This window comes from Nonomuraea aurantiaca (assembly GCF_020215705.1).
GTDB classification, from domain to species: Bacteria; Actinomycetota; Actinomycetes; order Streptosporangiales; family Streptosporangiaceae; genus Nonomuraea; species Nonomuraea aurantiaca.
Map to the genome: position 1 here is coordinate 290,119 of NZ_JAIWNB010000004.1, position 22,691 is coordinate 312,809.

Annotated in this window: 21 protein-coding genes; 13 read left to right on the plus strand and 8 right to left on the minus strand. The window is 72.9% G+C overall.

What is annotated here, in order from left to right:
- Window positions 1-243 precede the first annotated feature (243 nt).
- Window positions 244-3,708, minus strand: coding sequence for a methionine synthase (gene metH, locus LDL49_RS13210; protein ID WP_225291295.1), 3,465 nt, complete (start codon window positions 3,706-3,708; stop codon window positions 244-246).
- Between the two features lie 91 nt (window positions 3,709-3,799).
- Between metH and LDL49_RS13215 the strand changes: the two genes are divergently transcribed.
- The 3 genes from LDL49_RS13215 (at window position 3,800) to LDL49_RS13225 (ending at window position 6,205) form a co-directional block, all read left to right on the plus strand.
- A complete protein-coding gene (locus LDL49_RS13215) occupies window positions 3,800-4,261 on the plus strand; it encodes a universal stress protein (RefSeq protein WP_225291296.1) in 462 nt (153 codons plus the stop codon).
- 292 nt (window positions 4,262-4,553) lie between these two features.
- Window positions 4,554-5,408, plus strand: a complete 855-nt coding sequence (locus LDL49_RS13220; protein WP_225291297.1) for a PAC2 family protein — start codon at window positions 4,554-4,556, stop codon at window positions 5,406-5,408.
- Window positions 5,409-5,713: 305 nt separating this feature from the next.
- On the plus strand, window positions 5,714-6,205 hold the full coding sequence (locus tag LDL49_RS13225; protein WP_225291298.1) for a hypothetical protein: 492 nt from the start codon (window positions 5,714-5,716) through the stop codon (window positions 6,203-6,205).
- A gap of 256 nt (window positions 6,206-6,461) precedes the next feature.
- Here the strand turns inward: LDL49_RS13225 and LDL49_RS13230 are convergent, their stop codons facing one another.
- Together LDL49_RS13230 and LDL49_RS13235 are read right to left on the minus strand one after the other, a co-directional pair.
- Window positions 6,462-7,325: a sirohydrochlorin chelatase gene (locus tag LDL49_RS13230; RefSeq protein WP_225291299.1), complete on the minus strand. Its 864-nt coding sequence runs from the start codon at window positions 7,323-7,325 to the stop codon at window positions 6,462-6,464.
- Between the two features lie 107 nt (window positions 7,326-7,432).
- The gene (locus tag LDL49_RS13235) at window positions 7,433-8,605 is read right to left on the minus strand and encodes a uroporphyrinogen-III synthase (RefSeq protein WP_225291300.1); all 1,173 of its coding nucleotides are present in this window, start codon (window positions 8,603-8,605) and stop codon (window positions 7,433-7,435) included.
- A gap of 280 nt (window positions 8,606-8,885) precedes the next feature.
- Between LDL49_RS13235 and LDL49_RS13240 the strand changes: the two genes are divergently transcribed.
- Window positions 8,886-9,365 carry a peptide deformylase gene (locus LDL49_RS13240; RefSeq protein ID WP_225291301.1) on the plus strand — a complete coding sequence of 160 codons (480 nt, stop codon included), beginning with the start codon at window positions 8,886-8,888 and terminating at the stop codon, window positions 9,363-9,365.
- On the opposite strand, the gene LDL49_RS13245 is transcribed toward LDL49_RS13240, so the two are convergent.
- Genes LDL49_RS13245 through LDL49_RS13255 form a run of 3 tightly spaced genes read right to left on the minus strand, consistent with a single transcriptional unit; the run spans window position 9,307 to window position 11,138 of the window.
- Window positions 9,307-9,588, minus strand: coding sequence for a WhiB family transcriptional regulator (locus tag LDL49_RS13245; RefSeq protein ID WP_225291302.1), 282 nt, complete (start codon window positions 9,586-9,588; stop codon window positions 9,307-9,309). The two genes, LDL49_RS13240 and LDL49_RS13245, sit on opposite strands and share 59 nt — an antisense overlap.
- A 30-nt stretch (window positions 9,589-9,618) precedes the next feature.
- Complete coding sequence (locus LDL49_RS13250) at window positions 9,619-10,536, minus strand: glycosyltransferase (protein ID WP_225291303.1); 918 nt, start codon at window positions 10,534-10,536, stop codon at window positions 9,619-9,621.
- Window positions 10,533-11,138, minus strand: coding sequence for a D-glycero-alpha-D-manno-heptose-1,7-bisphosphate 7-phosphatase (locus LDL49_RS13255; RefSeq protein ID WP_225291304.1), 606 nt, complete (start codon window positions 11,136-11,138; stop codon window positions 10,533-10,535). Before LDL49_RS13255 ends, LDL49_RS13250 begins: the two co-directional genes overlap by 4 nt.
- A 172-nt stretch (window positions 11,139-11,310) precedes the next feature.
- Between LDL49_RS13255 and LDL49_RS13260 the strand changes: the two genes are divergently transcribed.
- Genes LDL49_RS13260 through LDL49_RS13300 form a run of 9 tightly spaced genes read left to right on the plus strand, consistent with a single transcriptional unit; the run spans window position 11,311 to window position 20,684 of the window.
- Entirely contained in the window at window positions 11,311-12,942 is a 1,632-nt protein-coding gene (locus tag LDL49_RS13260; RefSeq protein WP_225291305.1) for a carbamoyltransferase family protein, read from the plus strand.
- Entirely contained in the window at window positions 12,939-13,883 is a 945-nt protein-coding gene (locus LDL49_RS13265; protein WP_225291306.1) for a glycosyltransferase family 2 protein, read from the plus strand. Before LDL49_RS13260 ends, LDL49_RS13265 begins: the two co-directional genes overlap by 4 nt.
- Entirely contained in the window at window positions 13,880-15,082 is a 1,203-nt protein-coding gene (locus tag LDL49_RS13270) for a glycosyltransferase family 9 protein (RefSeq protein ID WP_225291307.1), read from the plus strand. Before LDL49_RS13265 ends, LDL49_RS13270 begins: the two co-directional genes overlap by 4 nt.
- On the plus strand, window positions 15,060-16,259 hold the full coding sequence (locus LDL49_RS13275; protein ID WP_225291308.1) for a glycosyltransferase: 1,200 nt from the start codon (window positions 15,060-15,062) through the stop codon (window positions 16,257-16,259). Before LDL49_RS13270 ends, LDL49_RS13275 begins: the two co-directional genes overlap by 23 nt.
- A gap of 22 nt (window positions 16,260-16,281) precedes the next feature.
- Entirely contained in the window at window positions 16,282-16,830 is a 549-nt protein-coding gene (locus LDL49_RS13280) for a D-sedoheptulose-7-phosphate isomerase (RefSeq protein ID WP_225291309.1), read from the plus strand.
- Window positions 16,827-18,191, plus strand: coding sequence for a PfkB family carbohydrate kinase (locus LDL49_RS13285; RefSeq protein ID WP_225291310.1), 1,365 nt, complete (start codon window positions 16,827-16,829; stop codon window positions 18,189-18,191). The genes LDL49_RS13280 and LDL49_RS13285 overlap by 4 nt, the downstream gene beginning before the upstream one ends.
- Window positions 18,188-18,862: an SDR family oxidoreductase gene (locus tag LDL49_RS13290; RefSeq protein WP_225291311.1), complete on the plus strand. Its 675-nt coding sequence runs from the start codon at window positions 18,188-18,190 to the stop codon at window positions 18,860-18,862. The genes LDL49_RS13285 and LDL49_RS13290 overlap by 4 nt, the downstream gene beginning before the upstream one ends.
- A complete protein-coding gene (locus tag LDL49_RS13295) occupies window positions 18,853-19,725 on the plus strand; it encodes a glycosyltransferase family 9 protein (RefSeq protein WP_225291312.1) in 873 nt (290 codons plus the stop codon). Before LDL49_RS13290 ends, LDL49_RS13295 begins: the two co-directional genes overlap by 10 nt.
- The gene (locus LDL49_RS13300; protein ID WP_225291313.1) at window positions 19,722-20,684 is read left to right on the plus strand and encodes a UDP-glucuronic acid decarboxylase family protein; all 963 of its coding nucleotides are present in this window, start codon (window positions 19,722-19,724) and stop codon (window positions 20,682-20,684) included. Before LDL49_RS13295 ends, LDL49_RS13300 begins: the two co-directional genes overlap by 4 nt.
- 29 nt (window positions 20,685-20,713) lie before the next feature.
- Here LDL49_RS13300 and mshC read toward each other — a convergent pair whose 3' ends face one another.
- Together mshC and LDL49_RS13310 are read right to left on the minus strand one after the other, a co-directional pair.
- Complete coding sequence (gene mshC / locus LDL49_RS13305; protein WP_225291314.1) at window positions 20,714-21,937, minus strand: cysteine--1-D-myo-inosityl 2-amino-2-deoxy-alpha-D-glucopyranoside ligase; 1,224 nt, start codon at window positions 21,935-21,937, stop codon at window positions 20,714-20,716.
- On the minus strand, window positions 21,934-22,599 hold the full coding sequence (locus LDL49_RS13310; RefSeq protein WP_225291315.1) for an NRDE family protein: 666 nt from the start codon (window positions 22,597-22,599) through the stop codon (window positions 21,934-21,936). The genes mshC and LDL49_RS13310 overlap by 4 nt, the downstream gene beginning before the upstream one ends.
- Window positions 22,600-22,691: the final 92 nt, after the last annotated feature.

Here is a 22,691-nt window from a genome sequence, read left to right on the forward strand (position 1 = left end):
CGCCATTCTCACCGCCGAGCAGAAGATCGCGAGCGCCGGGGGCCTCACCCACGGCGCGACCGGGAGCGAGGCCGAACGAGCGCCCCCCACAGCGCCAGGCGACCTCCCTGAGGAATGCCCTCGCCGGGACCGAGGGCCGCCCGACCGGGTGTGCGAGAGGTCTCGCGAGGCCGCCGAGCAGGTGTCCGGAGTCCTCGGGAGGCTGCCCGGATGAGCGGCGCTCACAGGTCGCTCAGGTGCCGGTCAGACGTTGAAGTACTTGGCCTCCGGGTGGTGGGCGACCAGGGCGGAGGTGGCCTGCTCCGGGTGGAGCTGGAACTCCTCCGACAGCGTGACCCCGATCCGCTCCGGGTCGAGGAGTTGGAACAGCTGCACCTGGTCCTCGAGGTTGGGGCAGGCCGGGTAGCCGAAGGAGTAGCGGCAGCCCTGGATGTTGACCTTGAGCATGTCGTCCAGCGACTCCTCGCCGCCGATCCCCCACTCGGCGCGGACCCGGGCGTGCCAGTATTCGGCCAGCGCCTCCGTGAGCTGCACCGACAGCCCGTGCAGCTCCAGGTAGTCACGGTAGGCGTCCTTGGCGAACAGCTTGGCCGTCGCCTCGGAGATCTTGCCGCCCATCGTGGCGACCTGGAAGCCGACCACGTCCACCTCGCCCGACTCGCGCGAGCGGAAGAAGTCGGACAGGCACAGGTGCCGGTCACGGCGCTGGCGCGGGAAGGCGAAGCGGGTGCGCTCGTCTCCGGCCTCGTCGAGAATGATCAGCGAGTCGCCGTCGCTGACGCACGGGAAGTAGCCGTAGACGACGGCCGCCTCCAGCAGGCCCTCGGTCTGGATGCGGTCGAGCCACATGCGCAGGCGCGGCCGTCCCTCGGTCTCGACGAGTTCGTCGTAGCCGGGGCCGTCGCCGCCGCGCGTGGGCTTGAGGCCCCACTGCCCGAGGAAGAGCGCCCGCTCGTCGAGGAAGGCCGAGTAGTCGCTCAGCGAGATGCCCTTGACGATGCGGTCGCCCTGGAAGGGCGGCACCGGCACCCGGTTGTCGGCGGCCACGTCGGAGCGCGCGGGCAGCTCCTCCTCCGGCGTGCGGGTCAGAACGGCGCCGGTCTTGACCCGGCGCTCGCGCAGCGGCGGCAGCGTGGCCCCGGCGACGCCGCGCTTGACGGCCATGAAGGAGTCCATGAGCCGCAGCCCCTCGAAGGCGTCGCGGGCGTAGCGGACCTCGCCGGCGAACAGCTCGGCCAGGTCCTGCTCGACGTAGGCGCGGGTGAGGGCGGCGCCGCCGAGCAGCACCGGGTAGCGGGCGGAGATGCCCCTGGAGTTCATCTCCTCCAGGTTCTCCTTCATGATGACCGTCGACTTCACCAGTAGGCCGGACATGCCGATGACGTCGGCCTTCTGCTCGTCGGCCGCCTCCAGGATCGCGGAGACCGGCTGCTTGATGCCGAGGTTGACCACCTGGTAGCCGTTGTTGGACAGGATGATGTCGACCAGGTTCTTGCCGATGTCGTGCACGTCGCCCTTGACCGTGGCCAGCACGATGCGGCCCTTCGTCTCACCCTCGACGCGGTCCATGTGCGGTTCGAGGTAGGCGACGGCGGTCTTCATCACCTCGGCCGACTGCAGCACGAACGGCAGCTGCATCTGCCCCGAGCCGAACAGCTCGCCGACCGTCTTCATGCCGTCGAGCAGCACGTTGTTGATGATCTCCAGGGCCGGCCGCTCCTCCAGGCCCGCGTCGAGGTCGGCCTCCAGCCCCTTCTTCTCGCCGTCGATGATGCGGCGCTTGAGCCGCTCCCACAGCGGCAGCGCGGCCAGCTCCTCGGCCCGGCCCTCCCGCATGGCCGAGGCGTCGACGCCCTCGAACATGTCGATGAAGCGCTGCAGCGGGTCGTAGCCCTCGCGGCGGCGGTCGTAGACCATGTCGAGCGCGACCTGACGCTGATCGTCGGGGATGCGCGACATCGGCAGGATCTTGGAGGCGTGGACGATGGCCGAGTCGAGCCCGGCGTTGACGCACTCGTTGAGGAACACCGAGTTGAGCACCATGCGCGAGGCCGGGTTGATGCCGAAGGAGATGTTGGACAGGCCCAGCGTGGTCTGCACGTCGGGGTAGCGGCGCTTGAGCTCGCGGATGCCCTCGATGGTCTCCAGGCCGTCGCGGCGGCTCTCCTCCATGCCGGTGGCGATGGTGAAGGTGAGGCAGTCGACGATGATGTCGGACACCTGCATGCCCCAGTTGGCCACCAGGTCGTCGATGGTCTCGCTCGCGATGCGCACCTTCTCGGCGGCCGTGCGGGCCTGGCCGTTCTCGTCGATGCACATGACCACGACGGCGGCGCCGTGCTCGCGTACGGCCGTCATCGTCTTGTGGAAGCGTGAGTCGGGGCCGCGCCCGTCCTCGTAGTTGACCGAGTTGACCACCGCGCGCCCGCCGAGCATCTCCAGCCCGGCCCGCAGCACCTCGGACTCGGTCGAGTCGAGCATGATCGGCAGCGTGGAGGCGGTGGCCAGCCGGAACGCCAGCTCCTTCATGTCGGCCACGCCGTCGCGGCCCACGTAGTCGACGCACAGGTCGAGCAGGTGGGCGCCGCCGCGGGCCTGCTCGCGGGCCATCTCCACGCAGTCGTCCCAGCGGCCTTCGAGCATGGCCTCGCGGAAGGCCTTGGAGCCGTTGGTGTTGCACCGCTCGCCGATGGCCAGGTAGGAGGTGTCCTGGCGGAACGGCACGGTCTGGTAGAGCGAGGACGCGCCCGGCTCGGGGTGCGGGCGGCGCGCGACCGGCTGCTTGCCGCGCACGCGCTCGACGACCTTGCGCAGGTGCTCGGGGGTGGTGCCGCAGCAGCCGCCGACCAACGACAGGCCGTAGTCGCGGGTGAAGGTCTCGTGCGCGTCGGCGAGCTCGTCGGCGCCGAGCGGATAGTACGCGCCGTCGGAGGTCAGCACCGGCAGACCGGCGTTGGGCATGCACGAGAGCTTCAGCCGGGAGTGCCGGGCCAGGTAGCGCAGGTGCTCGCTCATCTCGGCCGGGCCGGTGGCGCAGTTGAGGCCGATCAGGTCGACGCCGAGCGGCTCGATCGCGGTCAGCGCGGCGCCGATCTCGGAGCCCAGCAGCATGGCGCCGTTGGTCTCGATCGTCACCTGGGCGATGATCGGCACGTCGCGCCCGGACTCCTCGGCGGCCCGCTTGGCGCCGATGACGGCGGCCTTGACCTGGAGCAGGTCCTGGCAGGTCTCGATGATCAACGCGTCGGCGCCGCCCGCGATCAGGCCCGCCGCGTTCTCGCGGTAGGACTCGCGCAGGTTGTGGTACGGCAGGTGCCCCAGGGTGGGCAGCTTGGTGCCGGGGCCCATCGAGCCGAGCACGAAGCGCGGCTGCTCGGGCGTCGACCAGTGGTCGGCCCGCTCGCGGGCGATCCTGGCGCCCGCCTCGGAGTATTCGAAGACCCGCTCGGGGATGTCGTACTCGCCCAGGGCCGCCAGGTTGGCGCCGAAGGTGTTGGTCTCCACGCAGTCGACGCCCACGGCGAAGTAGGCGTCGTGGACGCCGCTCACGATGTCGGGACGGGTGACGTTCAGCACCTCGTTGCAGCCCTCGTGACCTTCGAAGTCGTCGAGGGTGGGGTCCTGGGCCTGCAACATCGTCCCCATCGCCCCGTCGGCGACGATCACTCGCTGGGACAACACTTCACGGAAGGACGGGGAGCTGCTCATGGGCTAGAGCTTATCGGCTGTGCAGAAAGGCTTGAGCGGACGGCTATTCTGCCAGGAAGACAATTGACCCAATGTCTAATAGGGGTTTCCGATGGCCTACCGCACCGTGCTGGCCGGCACCGACGGCTCCGCCTCCTCCTTCCGCGCCGTCTCCGCGGCGGCGTCCCTGGCCAGCGCCACCGGCGCGACCCTCGTCCTGGCGTGCGCGTACCTGCCCATGCGGGCGAGCGAGCGGGCCGCCGCCGCGGACCGGCTCGGCGACCTGGCGTACAAGGTGAGCGGCTCCACTCCCGCCGACGACGCTCTGAGGGCCGCCCGCGAGCACGCCGTCGCCGCCGGCGCGACCGAGGTCGTCCTGGCGGCGGAGGAGGGCGACGCGGTCGACGTACTCATCACGCTGGCCGCCGCGCACCAGGCGGATCTGCTGGTCGTCGGCAACCGCGGCCTCAACAGCCTGGCGGGGCGGCTGCTCGGCTCGGTGCCGTCGCACGTCGCCCACCGCGCCTCCTGCGACGTACTGATCGTCCACAGCACCACCGGCGGCCGCGCCTGACCCTCACCCACTACTGAGCGGGAGCGTCCGGCTCCCTCCGCGCCTGACCCCTTACTCAGTGAGATCCCCGGGCCTCGGATCATCTCCGGCGGCCGCGGCTGACCCCTCGCTCAGTGAGAGCGCCCGCCCGGGCTCACCCGATGAGAGCGCCTGCCCTGAGGGCGCCGGGCCGTCGCCGCGTGACGGCGTCTGACCGGTCTCTCCGCGACGATGACTGATCATCGTTACTCCGTGACATGACCGCCTCCTCACCGCATAGGCTTAGCTGGACAGCGGAGAGAGGAGGCGACACGTGATCGAGTTCGAAAGGTTCCCCGAGCTCGTCGACCCGGTGCTCATAGCCGCGTTCGAAGGGTGGAACGACGCCGGCGAGGCATCCAGTGGTGTGATCGCCCACCTCGAGTCCGCCTGGAAGGCGGAGCCGCTGGTCGAGCTGGATCCCGACGACTACTACGACTTCCAGGTCACCCGGCCCGTCGTGGAGATGGGCGACGGGCTGACCCGCTCCATCATCTGGCCGACGACGCGCCTGCTGCGCGCCCGGCCGCCGGGCGTCGAGCGTGACGTGGTGCTGCTGCGCGGCATCGAGCCCAACATGCGGTGGCGCTCGTTCTGCGCCGACATCGTGGAGGTCTGCCGCGAGCTCGGCGTCGAGCTGGCCGTGATGCTCGGCGCGCTGCTCAACGACTCGCCGCACACCCGCCCCGTGCCGATCCTGGGCGGCGCCACGGACGAGGACCTGGCCCGCTCGACCAACCTGGAGCTGAGCCGCTACGAGGGCCCCACGGGCATCGTGGGCGTGCTCCAGCAGTCGTTCGGCGATGCCGGCCTCAACGCCGTCTCGCTGTGGGCGTCGGTGCCGCACTACGTGGCCCAGCCGCCCAACCCCAAGGCCACGCTGGCGCTGCTGCGCCGCCTCGAAGACCTGCTGGAGATCCCGATGCCGCTCGGCGATCTCGACGAGGAGGCCCGCGCCTGGGAGAACGGCGTGGACGAGCTCGCCTCCCAGGACAGCGAGGTGGCCGAATACGTCAAGGAGCTCGAGGAGCGCAAGGACGCCGCCGAGCTGCCCGAGGCCAGTGGAGACGCGATCGCCGCCGAGTTCGAGCGCTACCTGCGGCGCCGGGACCGCGACACTGACAGCTGACTCGGAGCCTTTTTTGCCGAACTTTCTGGAAGTTTCGCGTAATAATCAGTAACCGTTGGAACCCCAGGCCCGGCTTGTCACGAGGACCCCGGCCGCGAACGCCCCGTTGAACCCGTTGAACCTCCCAACGCGAACCCTCCCAACGCGAACCCTCCCAACGCGAACCCTCCCAACGCGAACCCTCCCAACGCGAACCCTCCCAACGCGAACCTACCCATGTGACTGCGCACGTTAGGCCGACCATGGCGACTTCCCACGTAGACCCGCATCAGAGGAGTCAGGACACCCGGCGACGCATCCTGGAGATGGCGCTCTCTCTCAGGGAGGACCGCCCCGGCGGCTCCGTGGACCATTTCCTCGCCCTGCTGCAGGACCGGCTCCCGCTCTGGCTCAGCATCCTGCACGGACTGTCCCACCGCGTCGGCAGGGGCGGCGTCGCCGACAACCTCCTGCCCATCGTGCGGGCGGGCATCGACTACTACACGGATGTGCAGGCCGTGGCGCTGCCCGCGTTCACCTCGCCGTCCGTCACCGTCCGCTTCCGGCAGGCCGTACGCGATCACGGGCTCGGGCCGATGGCGGAGATCCTCCCACTGGCCGCGTATCTGGAGGGTGAGCAGCGGCTGGGACGGGTGGCCGCCGACGTCGATCCGGAGGGCACCGCCCGGCTGCTGCTGGCGGGGTGCTTCCACCACGCCTACATCGAGATGTTCATGGGCGCCCACGCGGGACCGTCCCGGGACGCGGGCGCCCAGGAGATCGTCCGCGAACTCCGCCTCGAACCCACCCCCGCCTGACACCTCCCGCACCGCCCCCACCCTCTTTACCGCCCACCGACCACGGCGCCCGACGACCATGGCCTCCGCGGGGATCGCGGGCGCCGGGATGGGGGACGCCGGAATCACCCCCTCCGGATCGCGAGCACCAGGATCGCGCCAAACGGGATCGGGAGCGCCGGGATCGGGGCGGCGCGGACGTGAGTGTTGCGGCCGCGAGTGTCCCGGGCCCTGAAGTGTCGCGGCCGGGGACGCCGTCGGGGGCGGGTGAGCCGAGCTAAGCGGTCTGTACGGCGCTCCAGGTGTTCGGTACGGCCGCCCGGGTCGTCGTCTGGTCGAAGCGGTGCCAGATCAGCTCCACCACGGCCGGGTCGGCTCCCAGGGGCTCGGTGACCAGGTCCGCGCCCGCCTCCGCCAGGCGACCGTGGAAGAAGCCGGGCGCCAGCAGGTACGAGGCGACCGCCAGGCGCGACGCCGGGCCTGAGCTGACGCGCTCCGCAGCCTCGCCGAGCAACGGACTCGATCTGACGCGCCCCACAGTCTCGCCGAGCAACGGGCCCGATCTGAGGCGTTCCACGGCCTCGCCGAGCGACGGGCTGCCCGCCGAGGTGAACGCGGCAGTGACCGGGCGGCCCAGCCGTACCGCCAGCAGGTGGGCGGCGGCGCGGACGTCGGCGAGCCCGGCCGGGTCCGAGGAGCCAGCCGCGCCCAGGATGACCGTGTCGGCGGGGCGCAGTCCCGCGCGGGCCAGCTTGCGGGCCAGCGCGGTGGTGAGCAGCCGGTGCGGGCCGAGCGGCGGCGCTACGAGCGCGTCAGGGCGGTGCTCGGCGACGACGTTCGGCAGGTCGATGTGCACGTGGTAGCCGCCGGCGAGCAGCAGCGGCACCACGACCACGGGCCCGGGGACGGCGGGCAGCACGTCGGCCAGCAGGGGCGAGCTGATCTCCAGGTAGCTCAGCTCGACGCGATGCCGGGGCCGCGCCCGCCTGACCGCCGCCGCCAGAGCGGCCAGGGACCGCTCCCCCGCCGCGCTCCGCGTCCCGTGTGCGGCCAGGACCAGCGTGGGCACGACCGAATCGGCCCGCACGGACACGCCCGGCACCGATGCGCTCGAACCGGCCCGCACGGATGCAAGCGACACCGATCCGCTCAAACCGATCTGCACCGATCCGCTCGAACCGACCGGTGCGGACGCGCCCAGAAGCGGCGCGCCAGAAGCGGGAGTGGCCCCCTGGGGCGCAGACGTCGTCACAGGGATGCCGTCTCGTGGCTGCAGGCGAGCCGGTAGCCCCGTTTGACCACCGTCTCGACGATCCCGGCGGGCCCCAGTGCGCGCCGCAGTCGCGTGATCGCCATCTCCACCGCGTGCTCCGCCGAGTCGCGTGACAGGCTGCCCGGCAGCACGGTACGCAGGTCGGTGCGGGAGACCACATTGCCGGGCTTGTCGGCCAGGCGCTTGAGCACGGCCATGGGCGCGGGCGGCAGCGGCCTGAGCTCGCCGTCGACGACCACCGCGTGCCCGCGGATCTCCAGCCGGTGCCCGCCCGCCACCAGCCGGGTGACGCCGTGTTCGGGCAGGTGCCTGGCCAGTGCCCTGGCCAGGGCGCCGAGGCGTGATCTGTCGGGCTGCAGGGTGGGTACCCCGCGCGTGACCAGCGGCCCGGCGGTGACCGGCCCGACGCAGGCCGCCACGACGCGGCCACCGAACGCCGCCAGCAGCTGGTCCTCCAGCCCTTCGGCCCGGGCGGCGCCGAGCATGGCGTGTACGGCCGGCGCGCTGGTGAAGGCCACGGCGTCCACGGCGCCGGAGAGCGTCTGGGTGATGAGGCGGCGCAGCGGCGAAGGGTCGCGGTACGGCAGCCACCGGTAGACCGGGATCTCGATCACCTCGGCCCCGGCCTCCCGCAGCGCCTCGACGAACTCCGTCAGCGGCTCGCCGTGCTGCTGCACCGCGATGCGGCGGCCGTGCAGATCCTGGGCCAGGAGGTACTGCTTGACCTCCTCGCAGGACTCGGTGGCGGGGGTCCAGTGGTCGTTCAGGCCGGCGGCGCGCACCGCTCCCCTGGCTTTGGGACCGCGGGTGAGCAGGCGCGCCCTGGTCAGGTGGTCGGCCAGGTCGGCGGACAGGCCCCAGCCCTCGGCCGCCGCCATCCAGCCGCGGAAGCCGACGCCGGTGGTGATCACCACGTCGTCCACCGGGCCGGCCAGGCTGAGCCGGGTGGCGGCCAGCAGGTCGGAGTCCTCGGAGAGCGGCACCAGCCTGATGGCGGGCGCGCTCACCACTCGCGCGCCGCGCCGTTCGAGCAGCGCGCCGAACTCCTCGCGCCGCCGGGTGGCGGTCACGCCGACGGTGAAGCCGGACAGCGCGTCCGGCGCCGTCTCCAGCTCCCGCGCAGGGTCGTCGAGGGGAAGCTTGCTCACGCGAACACCCCCCGTGATGGAGTGTCCGGTCGGGCCCCGAGCGCCCGGCCGAACATCACAGGTCCATGAGCCGGAAGTGAGATCACAGGTTAGATAGTGCTTTCGGGCGGTTTCGCCGCTGGGTCTCCCTTGTTACCGCTGTGCTACAACCCAGAACCGTTTCCGCCCTGCCGCGACCCAGAACCGTCACCACCGTGCTACATCCCAGAACCCTGGCGGTTGATCCCGAAGGCGGGTGGGAAGCACCACCCCAGGCCACGCGACCAATCGGGGAGTTGCGGTGACAGTCCGCCCTATCCGCATGTTCAGCGATCCGGTGCTCCGCTCGGTGGCGGCGCCGGTTCACGACTTCGACCGCGAACTCCGGGGGCTGGTCAAGTCCCTGACCGCGACGATGCGCGCGGGAGCCGGCCGCGCCGGGCTGGCCGCGCCCCAGATCGGGGTGCCGCTACGCGTGGTCGTCTACTCCTACGACGGCAAGTCGGGGTGCCTGGTCAATCCGCGGCTGGAGCTGTCGGAGCGGCGTGTCACGGCTGACGAGGCGTGCCTGTCGGCGCCGGGCCTGTGGTGGCCGCTGGAACGTTCGTACATGGTGACGGCTCGGGGCCGCGACGCGTTCGGCAAGGGCGTGACCGTGCGGGCGCTGGGCGTGCTGGCCAGAGTGCTGCAGCACGAGGTCGACCACCTCGACGGCGTGCTGTTCAGCGACCGCCTCGAGGACGGCGAGCGCCAACGCTTTCTCGCCGAGGTGATGCCATGATGATCTCCCGCCGTTGCGACGGGTCGGTGCCGCCCCAGACGCCGTAGGCCTGTCCGGTGCTGAGCGCGTAGTCGAGGCAGGGCTCACGTACCGGGCAGTCGCGGCAGACGACTTTCGCGCGCTCCGCTTCCGCGTGGCCCAGTCCTTCGGGCGAGATCGGGAAGAACAATTCCGGGTCTACGACCAGGCAGGCGGCCTTGTGCGACCAATCTATTGTCATCATGCCAAATGGCCCTACCCACCACTTTTCCGGTCATACATCCTCAAGAAGGCGATCCCAGTCGGCCAGGAACCTGGGCAGCCCGTAACGGGCCAGCGCGGCGGCGCGGGCCGCCTTGCCGGTCTGGGCGGCGAGTTCCGGGTCCTCGACGAAGCCTCTGAGCGCGTCGGCCAGGACGTCCACCCGCGTCGAGAGCACCCCCGCGTCGGGCGGCACCGCCTCGACGGCCTCGGTGACGGCCAGCGCGACGACCGGCAGGCCGAGCGTCATCGCCTCGATGAGGGCCAGCCCGAGGGAGGTCCACCGGTAGGGGTGCAGGTAGACGCGCCGCCTGGCCAGCTCGGCGTGCATGCGCGCCTGCGGCAGGTCATAGGCCCCGTACGGCAGGCCGTCCACCTCCATGCCGAACAGGTCGAGCGGCACCTCGGCGGCGAAGCGGGGCAGCAGGTCGGTCCCGGCCACCCGGGTGCGCCTGACCGGCTCGTTCACCACCACGCCGGCCCTGGGCAGTTCGCCGGTGTAGAGGTGGCCGGGGTCGGGGATGCCGTGCTCGATCACCCGGGTGGGCGCCCGGCCGCTGTCCCAGAACAGCTCGTTGAAGTGGGTGACGTGCACCAGCGTGAGGTCGGCGCGGCCGGCGAGCGGGTGGCGGGTGCGCGGCACGTCGCCCGCGGGCGTGTTGTGCTCCACGTAGACGCCCGGCACGTCGCGGCCGAGCCACTCGCGGGCCAGCTCGGGTTCGTGCGGGCGCTGGTAGACGGCGACGTCGATGTGCTCGTCGCGCAGCCGGTCCCAGGGCACCTCGCGGGCGCGCTCCGGCCAGTCGAAGGTCATCGCCCGCCCCCGGCCGTCCGGACCCCGGCCGGGGACGAGCGGAAGCACGTAGTCGTGCTCGCCGCGTACGAAGGAGCTGGTCCACGAGCCGTGCACATGCCAGTGCAGGATCCTCACCAACGGCTCCAGCCCACCAGCGGCGACCAGACCGCGGCGCCCGCGCTCACCCGAGTCGCCTCGCCGGCCTGGGCGACGGCGTTCAGCACGCGGTCCGCCACGTCGGACAGGTCCTCGGCCACCTCGGCGGCCTGCTGGATCTCCTCCCTGCGGGTCTCGCCGGTCGGCACCAGGATGCCCCTGGCCCCCGCCGCCCTGGCCGCCTCCATGTCCCGGCCGATGTCGCCCACCACGACGCAGTCGCGCGGGCTGACGTCGAGGACGGCCGCCGCCCTGATCACCAGGCCCGGCGCGGGCTTGCGGCAGGTGCAGCCGTCGGAGTCGTCGTGCACGCAGATGGCCCACGCGTCGAACGGGCCGAGCAGCTCCTCGACCCTGGCGTTCACCTGATCCATCTCGTCCGGCGTGAGCAGCCCCTTGGCCACGCCCGACTGGTTGGTGACGACCGCCACCGGTACGTCGGCCCGGCGCAGCCGCACCAGCGCCTCCAGCGCGCCCGGCATCGGCTCGACCCTGGCCGGGTCGCCGTTGTAGGGGACGTCCTTGATCAGGGTCCCGTCCCGGTCGAAGAGCACCGCTCCGGGACGTCGTTGTTCGAACACTTTCACCTCCGTCGCGCTGTCAGCCAGCTACCCGAGGGCCCCCTCCACAAACAACTACTCAGCGTGACCAACCGCAGAACGTTCGGCCTGTTTTCGCAGGACAGAGGGGTGGGCCAGGTTTGAGAGCCGCTTCTCTCGGTAGCCACTCTCTACGTCCTGGGGGAGGAACGTAATGAGATTTCTCGGCATCAACGCGATATTTCATGACCCTGCCGCCGCCTTGGTCGCCGACGGCCGGATCGTCGCCGCCGCGGAGGAGGAACGGTTCAGCCGCCGCAAGCACGGCAAGCGCCCGGTGCCCTTCTCGGCGTGGGAGCTGCCGGAGCAGGCGGCCGCCTGGTGCCTGCGCGAGGCGGGGCTCCATCCCGAGGACCTGGACGCGGTCGCCTACTCCTACGACCCGTCGCTGGTCCGGCAGCGCCCCGACGGCGACTGGGAGGACCTGCGCACCAGGTACGCCGTGCGGGTGCCGAACTTCCTGGCCACCGCCCTGCCCGGCCTCGACCCCGCCCGGGTGCGCTACGTCCCCCACCACGTGGCGCACGCCGCCTCGGCCGGCCTCGCCTCGCCGTACCGGGACTGCGCGGTGCTGGTCTGCGACGGGCGCGGCGAGAACGTCTCGCACCTGGCCGGCCGCTACCGCGACGGCGAGCTGGAGGTGCTGGCCGCGCAGGAGCTGCCGCACTCTCTGGGGCTGATGTACGAGGACGTCACCGAACATCTGGGCTTCCTGCGCTCCTGCGACGAGTACAAGGTGATGGCCCTGGCCTCCTACGGCCGGCCGCGTCACCTCGAATCGCTGCGCGAGTTCGTCCGCACGACCGGGGACGGCGGCTTCTGTACCGACCCCGTCGACTGGAACACCTACGCCAAGGCCCTGCCCCGGGGCGCCCCGTGGACCGCCGACCACGCCGATCTGGCCGCCAGCGTGCAGGCGCGGCTGGAGGAGGTGCTGCTGGAGCTGATCGGGTGGCTGCACGAGCGCACCGGCGAGCGGCGGCTGGCACTGGCCGGCGGCGTCGCGCTGAACTGCGTGGCCAACTCGCGGCTGCTGGCCGAGGGGCCGTTCGAGGAGATGTGGGTCCAGCCGGCCGCCGGTGACTCCGGCACCGCGCTGGGCGGCGCGCTGCACCTGGCGCAGGCGTACGGGGAGCCGGCCGCGCCCATGCCGGGGGCCGACCTGGGGCGCGGCTTCACCGACGAGGAGTTGGGCGCCTGGCTGGACGTGGCGCGGGTGCCGTACTCGCGGCCCGCCGACCTGGCCGCCGCGGTCGCCGCCGAGCTGGCCGCCGACCGGATCGTGGCCTGGTTCCAGGGCCGGTCGGAGTACGGCCCGCGGGCGCTGGGCCGCCGGTCGCTGCTCGCCCATCCCGGGTTCCCGTACAACACCGAGCGGCTGAACGACGTGAAGGGCAGGGAGCAGTTCCGGCCGATCGCGCCCATGGTGCTCGACTCGCGGGCCGCGGAGATCTTCGGACGGGGGCCGGTGCCCTCGCCGTACATGCTGTTCGTGCACGACGTCCATCCGGACTGGCGGGAGCGCATCCCGGCGGTCGTGCACGTGGACGGGACCGCGCGTATCCAGACGGTCTCGCCCGCCTCGGACCCGCTGCTGGCCAGCATGCTGGCCCACTTCGAGGCCCGTACGGGGCTGCCGGTGGTGGTCAACACCAGCCTGAACACCGCGGGACGGCCCATGGTGGACGATCCGCGTGACGCGCTGGAGTGCTTCGGCTCCTCGCCGGTCGAGGTGCTGGCCCTGGGGCCGTATCTGGTGCGGCGCGGGCAGGTGTTCGCGTCGTGATCACCGTCGTGGTTCCCACGATCGGGCGGCCCAGCCTGGGCGCCACGCTGGCGGCGGTGGGCACCCGGCTGCCGGTCATCGTGGTGGACGACCGTCCCGCGAGCCGGGCGGGCCCGCTCGACGTGCCCGAGCGGGTACGGGTCGTGCGGTCTTGGGGCCGGGGGCCCGCGGCGGCGCGCAACGCCGGGTGGCGGGCGGCGGCCACGCCGTGGGTCGCCTTCCTCGACGACGACGTGGTCCCGCGGCCGGGCTGGGCCGAGGCCGTGTGGGCGGACCTCGCGGAGCTGGCCGGCGACGTGGCGGGCAGCCAGGGCCGCGTCGAGGTGCCGCTGCCGCCCGGCCGCCGGCCGACGGACGCCGAGCGGAACACCGCGGGGCTGTCCACCGCGGAGTGGATCACCGCCGACATGGCCTACCGCAGGAGCGCGCTGGAGGCGGCCGGTGGGTTCGACGAGCGCTTCCCTCGGGCCTACCGGGAGGACGCCGACCTCGCGCTGCGGCTGCTCCGCGCGGGATATCGACTGGTCAGGGGCGAGCGGGTGACGGTGCACCCGGTGCGCGACGACGGGTTCTGGTCGAGCGTGCGCTTCCAGCGCGGCAACGCCGACGACGCGCTCATGCGGCGGCTGCACGGGCCGTCGTGGCGGGCGGCGCTGGGTGGCGCGCCGGGCCGGCTGCGCCGCCACGCCCTCACCACGGGCCTCGGCTGCGCCGCGGCCGCCCTGGCGGCGGCCGCTCTCACTCGGGGACGGCGCCTGGCCGTGATCGCCGCTCCGGCCGCCGCCGCGTGGGCCGTGTTGAGCGCCGAGTTCGCCTGGGCGCGGATCGCGCCGGGGCCGCGGACGCCCGCGGAGGTCCTGCGGATGGCCGTCACCAGCGTGGCGATACCGCCGGTCGCCTGCGCGCACCGGCTGCGAGGGGAATGGAGGGTCCGGCGATGAGCGTCCCGCGCGCCCTCACGACACCGGCCACGGCGAGCGAGCCGGCCACGAGCCGAGAGCGGACCGCCAGCCAAGAGCCGGTCGCGAGCCAAGCGTCGGTCGCGAGTGGAGAGCCGACCGCGAGCCGGAAGCCTTCGGGAGGCGGGGAAACCCGCGGCCGGGTGCTCGTGGCCCGGCTGGACGACGCGGGCGACGTGCTGCTCGCCGGCCCCGCCGTACGCGCCGTTCGAGCGGGCGCGCGCGAGGTGGTGATGCTGGCCGGGCCGCGCGGCAAGGCCGCCGCCGAGCTGCTGCCCGGCGTCGACCGGGTGATCGAGTGGCGGGCGCCGTGGATCGACCACGACCCGCCGCCGGTGGACATGGACCGGGTCGATGAGCTGGTCCAGCAGGCCAGGAGGGTGGACGAGGCGCTGATCCTGACCTCCTTCCACCAGTCGGCGCTGCCGCTCGCCCTGCTGCTGCGGCTGGCCGGCGTACGGCGGATCTCGGCGATCAGCGAGGACTACCCGGGCTCGCTCCTGGACGTCCGTCACGTGGTGGACGAGAGCCGCGACGTGCCCGAGGCGGAGCGGATGCTCGCGCTCGCGCGGGCGGCCGGGTTCGAATTGCCGCCCGATGATCAGGGAAAACTCGCTGTCCGCCGCCCTCTCCCGGATATCGGGCACGTTATCGGGAACCTTGTAGATACCGGCACAGGCGCCGGCGAAGGCGCGTATGTAGTGGTGCACCCGGGGACGTCAGCACCCGCCAGGACCTGGCCTGCCGAACGGCATCGGCAGGCGGTCCGGGAGCTGGCCGAGGACGGGCACCGGGTCGTCGTGACAGGCAAGGAGCGCGAGCTCACCGCCTATGTCGCCCACGATGTTGCGGTCGACCTCGGCGGAAGAACGACGCTTTCACAGCTGGCAGCCCTCATCGAGCGGGCCGGCGTGCTCGTGGCCGGAAACACCGGCCCCGCGCACCTGGCAGCCGCGGTCGGTACGCCTGTCGTGAGCCTGTTCGCCCCGGTCGTCCCGGCTGCCCGGTGGGCCCCCTACGGAGTGCCCACGGTGCTCCTCGGCGATCAGCGAGCCCTCTGCCGGGACACCAGGGCACGGGAGTGCCCGGTCTCCGGGCACCCATGTCTGTCACAGGTGACAAGCGAGCAGGTGGTCAAGGCAGTGAGGGAGCTGACCAGTGAATGTCGATCTGATCTCTGAACACGCGGACCCCCTGGCCGCGATCGGCAGCGTCGACTCAGGTGGCCAGAACGTCTACGTCGCCGCGCTGGCCGTCGCGCTGGGAGAGCGCGGGCACACGGTCGTCGTCCACACCCGCCGCTCCGATCCGGCCCAGCCGGTCTCGGTGCCTCTGGCGCCCGGCGTCACGGTCGAGTACGTCACGGCCGGGCCCGCGGTTCCGATCCCGAAGGACGAACTCCCGCTGTACATGCCGGAGTTCACCGATCGCCTCGCCGACCGCTGGGCGGTGCGCCGGCCCGACGTCGCGCACGCGCACTTCTGGATGAGCGGCCAGGCGGCCCTGCAGGCCACCGAGGACGTACCGGTGGTGCAGACGTTCCACGCGCTGGGCACGGTCAAGCGGCGCTGGCAGGGCTCCGCGGACACCAGCCCCGCGCACCGCCTCGCGACGGAGCGCGAGATCGGCGCCCGCGCCGACAGAGTGATCGCCACCTGCGGCGACGAGGTGAACGAGCTGCGTGCGATGGGCGTACCCGAGCAGCGCGTCGCGGTCGTGCCGTGCGGCGTCGACCTGACCGAGTTCTGCCCCCGGGGCCCGGTCGCGCCGCGCCTGGCGGTGGGCGGCCGGCGCCCGATGGTGCTCAGCATCGGCCGCCAGGTGCCGCGCAAGGGCGTCGACACCGTGATCCAGGCCATGCGCGGGCTCCCCGGGGCCGACCTGGTGATCGCCGGCGGTCAGCGGGACGGCGAGGAGGCGGCGCGGCTGCGCGCGTTCGCGGCCCGGTACGGCGTCGGGGACCGCGTGCACGTGATCGGCAGCGTCTCCCGCGAGCGCGTCCCGGCGCTCATGCGCTCGGCGGACGTGGTGGTCTGCGTGCCCTGGTACGAGCCGTTCGGCATGGTGGCGGTCGAGGCGATGGCGTGCGGCGTGCCGGTCGTCGCCTCCGCGGTCGGCGGCCACCTCGACACGGTCGCGGACTGCGGCGTGCTGGTGCCGCCCCGCCGCCCGCGCGCGCTGGCCAGGGCCCTGCGCGACGTGCTCGCCGACGAGGACCGGCGCCGGGCGCTGGGCGCGGCCGGGGCACGCCGCGCCCAGGAGAGGTACGGCTGGGCCCGCGTCGCGCAGCAGACCGAGGCCGTGTACACGCAGGTGATCGACGGCAAGGTGGGCCGCTTCGCCGCTCTTGGGGGCTGAACATGGATCTTGGGGGCTGAACATGGACACGCATCTGGAGAAACTCTGGTGGGCCCTGTCGAGGGTCGACGACCACGCGGCCACGGTCCGCGCGTGGGGCGGCAAGCTCGCGGGGGTGCTGGGCGCCGGAGGCAGGCTGCTGGCCTGCGGCAACGGCGGCTCGGCGGCCGAGGCGCAGCATCTCACGGCCGAGCTGGTCGGCCGGTTCCGGGCCGACAGGCCGCCGTACTCGGCGATCGCCCTGCACGCCGACACCTCGTCGCTGACGGCGATCGCCAACGACTTCGGCGCCGAGGAGATGTACGCCCGGCAGGTGCGCGCGCACGGCCGGCCCGGAGACGTCCTGGTCTGCCTGTCCACCAGCGGCGGCAGCGGCAACGTGCTGGCCGCGGCGCGGGCCGCGCAGGAGCGGGGGGTGATCGCATGGGCGATGACGGGGCCGGCCCCGAACCCGCTGGCCGCCCTCTGCGACGAGGTCGTCGCCGTGCCCGCCGAGGAGGTGTGCACCGTACAGGAGGTGCATCTCGCCATGATCCACCTCCTGTGCGACGCGGTCGAGGAGGCCCTGTGAGGGGCCCCCTGGTCGTCGTCGGCGACACGCTGCTGGACCTGGACGTCGAAGGCGACGCCGAACGGCTCTGCCCCGACGCGCCGGTCCCCGTGCTGGACGTCGCCGCCGAGCGCGCCCGTCCGGGCGGCGCGGGCCTGGCCGCGCTGCTGGCCGCCCGCGACGGCGCCGAGGTCGTGCTGATCACCGCCATCGGCGACGACCCGCCGGGCCGCCGCCTGTGCGGGCTGCTGTCGGCGGAGGTCGATCTGGTACGCCTCCCGCTGCGCGGCAGCACGGTACGCAAGACCAGGGTGCGGGCCAGGGACCAGACGCTGCTCAGGATGGACACGGGCAACGGCCGGGCCGGGTACGCCCACGGGCCCCAGGTGGCCGAGGCCCTCGGCCGGGCCGCCGTGGTGCTGGTCTCCGACTACGGCCGGGGAGTGGCCGGGGTGGCGCGCGGGCTGCTGCGCGCGGCCGAGGCGCCGATCGTGTGGGACCCGCATCCCAGGGGTGAGGAGCCGGTGCCCGGCTGCGCGCTCCTGACGCCCAGCGAGCCGGAGGCCAGGCAGCTCTGCTCGCACCCGTACCACGGGCCGGACCAGGCGGCCCGCCGCCTGCTGCGCGACCTGCGCGCCGAGGCGGTGGCCGTCACGCTGGGTCCCCGGGGCGCCGCCCTGGCGCTGCGGGGCGGCGGCCCGGCCAAGCGGGTGCCCGCGCCGGTCCTCGCCGCTGTCCGGGACGTGTGCGGGGCCGGCGACCGCTTCGCCGGCGCCGCGGCTCTCGCGCTGGGCGACGGCGCGGACGCCGAGGAGGCGGTCACGACCGGCGTGACCGCGGCCTCGCGCTTCATCGAAGGCGGCGGCGCCGCCTCCGTGGACGGCGCCCAGCGCGGGCCCGGCGTCCGCCTGGCCGAGCAGCGGCTCGGCGACCGGCCGCGCACCGCGCTGGAGGTGGCCGAGCTGACCCACGCGAACGGCGGGCGGCTGATCGCCACCGGCGGCTGTTTCGACCTGCTGCACGCGGGGCATGTGAGCCTGCTGCGGCGGGCCAGGGCGCTCGGCGACGCGCTCGTCGTCTGCGTCAACTCCGACGAGTCGGTACGCCGGCTGAAGGGCCCCACCAGGCCCGTGGTGGACGTGCGCGACCGCGTCGAGGTGCTCAGGGCGCTCGGCTGCGTGGACGCGGTGCTGGTGTTCGACGAGGACACGCCCGCCGCCGTCATCGAGCGGCTGCGCCCCGACGTGTGGGTGAAGGGCGGCGACTACGAGGGCGACGTGCTGCCCGAGTCCGCCGTGCTGCGGCGGATCGGCGCCGAGATCGTCGTGCTCAGCACCTTGCCGGGACGATCGACGACCAACCTCATCAGGGAGATCCGATGAACATATTGATCACTGGGGGCGCCTCCGGGCTCGGCCTGGCGACGGCGGAGGCGGTGCGGAAGGAGGGCTGGCGGCCGCTGGTCGTGGACGTGCGGGAGCCCGAGCAGGACGTCGAGCACGCGATCGCCGACCTGGCCGACCGGGGACAGGCCGAGCGGGCCGTCACGGAGCTGGCCGAGCGGGCCGGCGGTCTCGACGCCGTGGTCACCGCGGCCGGGATCGACGCCTGCGGGCGGCTGGCCGACGTGCCCGCCGACGACTGGGACCGGGTGATCATGGTCAATCTGCTGGGCACGGCCTCGGTCGTACGGGCGGCGCTGCCCTACCTGACGCGCTCCCACGGCAAGGTCGTCACCTGCGCCTCGACGCTCGGGCTGCGCCCGCTGAGCGACGCGTCCGCCTACTGCGCCTCGAAGTTCGGCGTCGTCGGGTTCACCCGCGGCCTGGCCGTCGAGCTGCGCGGGCAGGTGGGGGTGACGCTGCTGATCCCCGGCGGCATGCGGACGGGCTTCTTCGACGGCCGTCCCGAGCAGTACCGACCGGGACCCGAGGCGGGCCTGAACAACCCCGCCGACGTGGCCCAGACCATCGTCTTCGCCCTCGCCCAGCCCGCCGGATGCGAGGTGAGAGAGCTCGTCGTCTGCCCTTCCACGGAGACGTCATGGCCCTAGATCTTCTCGTGCTGCGCGGGCTGGGCCTCGGGGACCTCCTCACGGCCGTACCCGCGCTGCGCGCCCTGCGTCAGAGCTTCCCCCGGCACCGGATCACGCTGGCCGCGTCCGCCGGGCTCGCCCCCCTGCTGCCCCTGACGGGGGCGGTGGACGAGCAGATCGACGTGTCGGGTCCCGGCCCGGTTCCGTTCGACCGGCCGGACATCGCGGTCAACCTGCACGGCCGGGGCCCGCAGAGCGTCGAGGCGCTGCGGCGTACCGATCCGGGACGGCTGATCAGCCACGGCGCCGGGCCGCCGTGGCGCGACGGCGTGCACGAGGTGCGGCGCTGGTGCGACCTGCTGCGGTGGTACGGCCTCGAGGCCGACCCGGCGGATCTGACGTTCGGCGTCTCCGACCGGACGGGACCCGTGATCGTGCATCCGGGGGCCGCCTACCCCGCGCGGCGCTGGCCGCCCGAGCGGTTCGCGCGCGTCGCCGCCGCCCTGGACGACGTGGTCGTCACGGGGAACGCGGCCGAGGTGCCGCTGGCCCGCGAGGTGGCCGAGCTGGCGGGGCTGCCGCCGGAGCGGATGCTGGCCGGGCGTACCGACCTGGCGGGGCTGATCGAGCTGGTCGGCCGGGCCCGGCTGGTGGTCTGCGGCGACACGGGCGTCGCCCATCTGGCGACGGCGTTCTGCGTGCCGTCGGTGGTGCTGTTCGGGCCGGTGTCGCCCGCGCTGTGGGGGCCGCCACCGGGGTGGCGGCACGTGGCGCTGTGGGCGGGCCGCAAAGGCGACCCGCACGGCACGGCGCCCGACCCGGGCCTGCTGAGAATCGAAGTCTCCGAAGTCGTCGACGCCGCCTTGGAGGTCACATCATGAGGGCATTGGTCACCGGCGGCGCCGGGTTCCTGGGCTCCTACCTCTGCGAGCGGCTGCTGGACGAGGGGGCGCAGGTGATCTGCATGGACAGCTTCCTCACCGGCGGCCCGCGCAACGTCGAGCACCTGATCGACCGGCCGGCGTTCCGGATCATCGAGTGCGACCTGACCGGGTACGTGCACGTACCCGATCGGCTCGACCTCGTCCTGCACTTCGCCTCAGCGGCCTCGCCCGCCGACTACCTGCGCTATCCGATCGAGACGCTGCGGGTGGGCAGCGTCGGCACCCTCCACGCGCTGGGGCTGGCCCGCGAGAAGGGCGCCAGGTTCGTGCTGGCGTCCACCAGCGAGGTGTACGGCGACCCGCTCGAACATCCGCAGCGGGAGACGTACTGGGGCAACGTCAACCCCGTCGGGCCACGCAGCGTCTATGACGAGGCCAAGCGCTTCGCCGAGTCGCTGACCACCGCCTACCGCCACTCACGCGGCACCGACACCGGCATCGTGCGCATCTTCAACACCTACGGCCCGCGCATGCGACCCTTCGACGGCCGGGCGATACCGACGTTCATCAGGCAGGCGCTGCTCGGTGAGCCGATCACGATCACCGGGGACGGCACGCAGACCCGCTCGATCTGCTACGTCGACGACACCGTGGCGGGCGTCCTGGCCATGGCCGGCAGCGACTTCGCCGGGCCGGTCAACATCGGCAATCCGGACGAGCTGACCATGGTGGAGCTGGCCGGGCTGATCAAGGAGCTGAGCGGGTCGTCGTCGCCGATCGAGTTCGTCGACCGGCCGGCGGACGATCCCCAGGTGCGCCGGCCCGACACGTCGCTGGCGGCGGAACGGCTGGGCTGGCGGGCCGTGGTGCCGGCGGCCGAGGGGCTGCGCCGGACGATCGACTGGCTCGCGGCGGAGCTGTCCGCCGGCGAGCCGCTGGCCCGGCTGAGTACCTGAACCGGCTGCCGGCTGAGCGCCTGAACCGGCTAGAGGGCGACGCCCAGCAGGGCGTCGGTCAGGTCGCGGACCAGGGGTGCCGCCGCCGGGTCGGCGCCGCCCTCCGACAGTGCCCGCTCGGCCCAGGCGTCGACGGCGGCCAGCGCGCCCGGCGTGTCGAGGTCGTCGGCGAGCCGTTCGCGTACCTCGGCCAGCAGCGGGCCCGCCTCGGGCGCGGTGGCGAGCCCGGCCGCCGAGCGCCACGTGGCCAGCCGGGCCTCGGCCGCGGCGAGCTGGTCCGGGACGTACTCCCAGTCCTCGCGGTAGTGGTGGGCGAGCAGCACGAGCCGGATCGCCATCGGGTCGTGCCGGCCCCGCAGCTTGGAGACGAAGACCAGGTTACCCTTGGACTTCGACATCTTCTCGCCGTCGAGCGCCACCATCCCGGCATGGGTGTAGAACTTGGCGAACGGCCACTCCCCGGTGGCCGCGTGCCCCTCGGAGGCGCCGCACTCGTGGTGGGGGAAGATCAGGTCGGTGCCGCCGCCCGCGACGTCGTAGCCGGGGCCCAGGTTGTCGAGGGCGATCGCGGTGCACTCGATGTGCCAGCCGGGCCGGCCGCGGCCGAGCGCCGACTCCCATGACGGCTCGCCGGGCCGCTCGGCCCGCCACAGCAGCCAGTCGAGCGGGTGGCGCTTGCCGGGCCGGTCGGGGTCGCCGCCGCGCTCGGCGAACAGCTCGACCATCAGCTCCTCGCTGTAGCCGGACACCTGCCCGAACTTGGGCGCGTCCGCCACGCTGAAGTAGACGTCGCCGTCGAGGTCGTACGTGACGCCCTTGGCCGCCAGCCTGGCGATCAGCTCGGCCACCCGGCCGACGACCTCGGTCACGCCGACGTACTCGCGCGGCGGCACGATGCGCAGCGCCTCCATGTCCGTGCGGAACAGCTCGATCTCCCGCTCGGCCAGGTCCTGCCAGCGGACACCGGTCTGCTCGGCCCGCTCCAGGAGCGGGTCGTCGACGTCGGTGGCGTTCTGGGTGTAGTGGACCTCGTGGCCCGCGTCGCGCCACACCCGGCCGACCATGTCGAAGGCCAGGTAGGTGTTGGCGTGGCCCAGGTGGGTGGCGTCGTAGGGGGTGATGCCGCAGACGTACATGCGGGCGGTCGGACCCGGGTCGCTCTGCCGGACCTTCCCGGCCGCCGTGTCGTAGAGCCGCAGTGGGACGCTCTCACCGGGAAGCGCGGGAATGGCGGGGGCAGACCACGATCTCATGCCTTTGAGCCTATCCGTCCAGAATCAGCGGTCAGGTCCGTGAACTCGTACGTCACACCCTCCGCCGCCAGCGTGACCAGGGTCACCGACAGGGAGGCGAAGACGCGGCCGTCGGGCAGCTCGTGCCGGATGATCAGGGCCGCCGGGTCGGCCGAGGGGGCGGCGGCGATGAGCTCGCGCCAGTCGGCGGCGTCCTCGAAGCGCGGCCGGAAGGCGGCCACCCGTTCGTGTTCCGGGTTGAGACCGGTGTTGACGATCATGCTGGTGCCGTCGGGGACATCGGCGGCGCTGAGCCGTTCCCCGTCCCAGCCGAACAGCCGCACCCGCGTCAGGTCGGCGAGCAGGAGGTGGAAGGGGTCGTAGCGGGTCAGGTCGACGTCGGGCAGGTCGTTGGCCGCGACGGCGAGGAGCGGCAGGTCGCCGCGGGAGATCTTGGTGGCCTCGGCCGCGGGCCGGCCGTGCCCGTTGAGGAGGGCGGCGGCGCGGCGCCGGGCGGGGTCGACGGCCAGCCAGGTGCCGCCCGCCTTGAGGTCGCGCCCGCCCAGCACGCCGGGGTGTTCGGGCCAGTGCTCTCCCGGCCCTTCCCAGGGCCGGTCGGCGAACTCGTCTCGCACGCCCATCAGCGTCAGGGGCTGACCCGTCTTCACGATCACCGTGCACATAGGGCAAAGCGTAGTAAACGGCTTTCCATCGGCGACCGGGGGATGGCCGGTTGACGTATCTGTCTACATCGGGTCTGTCTACATGGGGTCTG

What these genes read in the sequence shown, in the direction of transcription:
- metH (WP_225291295.1), bottom strand. Translation starts at nt 3,708, where the DNA reads ATGAGCAGCTCCCCGTCCTTCCGTGAAGTGTTGTCCCAGCGAGTGATC.
- LDL49_RS13215 (WP_225291296.1), top strand. Translation starts at nt 3,800, where the DNA reads ATGGCCTACCGCACCGTGCTGGCCGGCACCGACGGCTCCGCCTCCTCC.
- LDL49_RS13225 (WP_225291298.1), top strand. Translation starts at nt 5,714, where the DNA reads ATGGCGCTCTCTCTCAGGGAGGACCGCCCCGGCGGCTCCGTGGACCAT.
- LDL49_RS13245 (WP_225291302.1), bottom strand. Translation starts at nt 9,588, where the DNA reads ATGATGACAATAGATTGGTCGCACAAGGCCGCCTGCCTGGTCGTAGAC.
- LDL49_RS13260 (WP_225291305.1), top strand. Translation starts at nt 11,311, where the DNA reads ATGAGATTTCTCGGCATCAACGCGATATTTCATGACCCTGCCGCCGCC.
- LDL49_RS13270 (WP_225291307.1), top strand. Translation starts at nt 13,880, where the DNA reads ATGAGCGTCCCGCGCGCCCTCACGACACCGGCCACGGCGAGCGAGCCG.
- LDL49_RS13280 (WP_225291309.1), top strand. Translation starts at nt 16,282, where the DNA reads ATGGACACGCATCTGGAGAAACTCTGGTGGGCCCTGTCGAGGGTCGAC.
- LDL49_RS13290 (WP_225291311.1), top strand. Translation starts at nt 18,188, where the DNA reads ATGAACATATTGATCACTGGGGGCGCCTCCGGGCTCGGCCTGGCGACG.
- LDL49_RS13295 (WP_225291312.1), top strand. Translation starts at nt 18,853, where the DNA reads ATGGCCCTAGATCTTCTCGTGCTGCGCGGGCTGGGCCTCGGGGACCTC.
- LDL49_RS13300 (WP_225291313.1), top strand. Translation starts at nt 19,722, where the DNA reads ATGAGGGCATTGGTCACCGGCGGCGCCGGGTTCCTGGGCTCCTACCTC.
- mshC (WP_225291314.1), bottom strand. Translation starts at nt 21,937, where the DNA reads ATGAGATCGTGGTCTGCCCCCGCCATTCCCGCGCTTCCCGGTGAGAGC.
- LDL49_RS13310 (WP_225291315.1), bottom strand. Translation starts at nt 22,599, where the DNA reads ATGTGCACGGTGATCGTGAAGACGGGTCAGCCCCTGACGCTGATGGGC.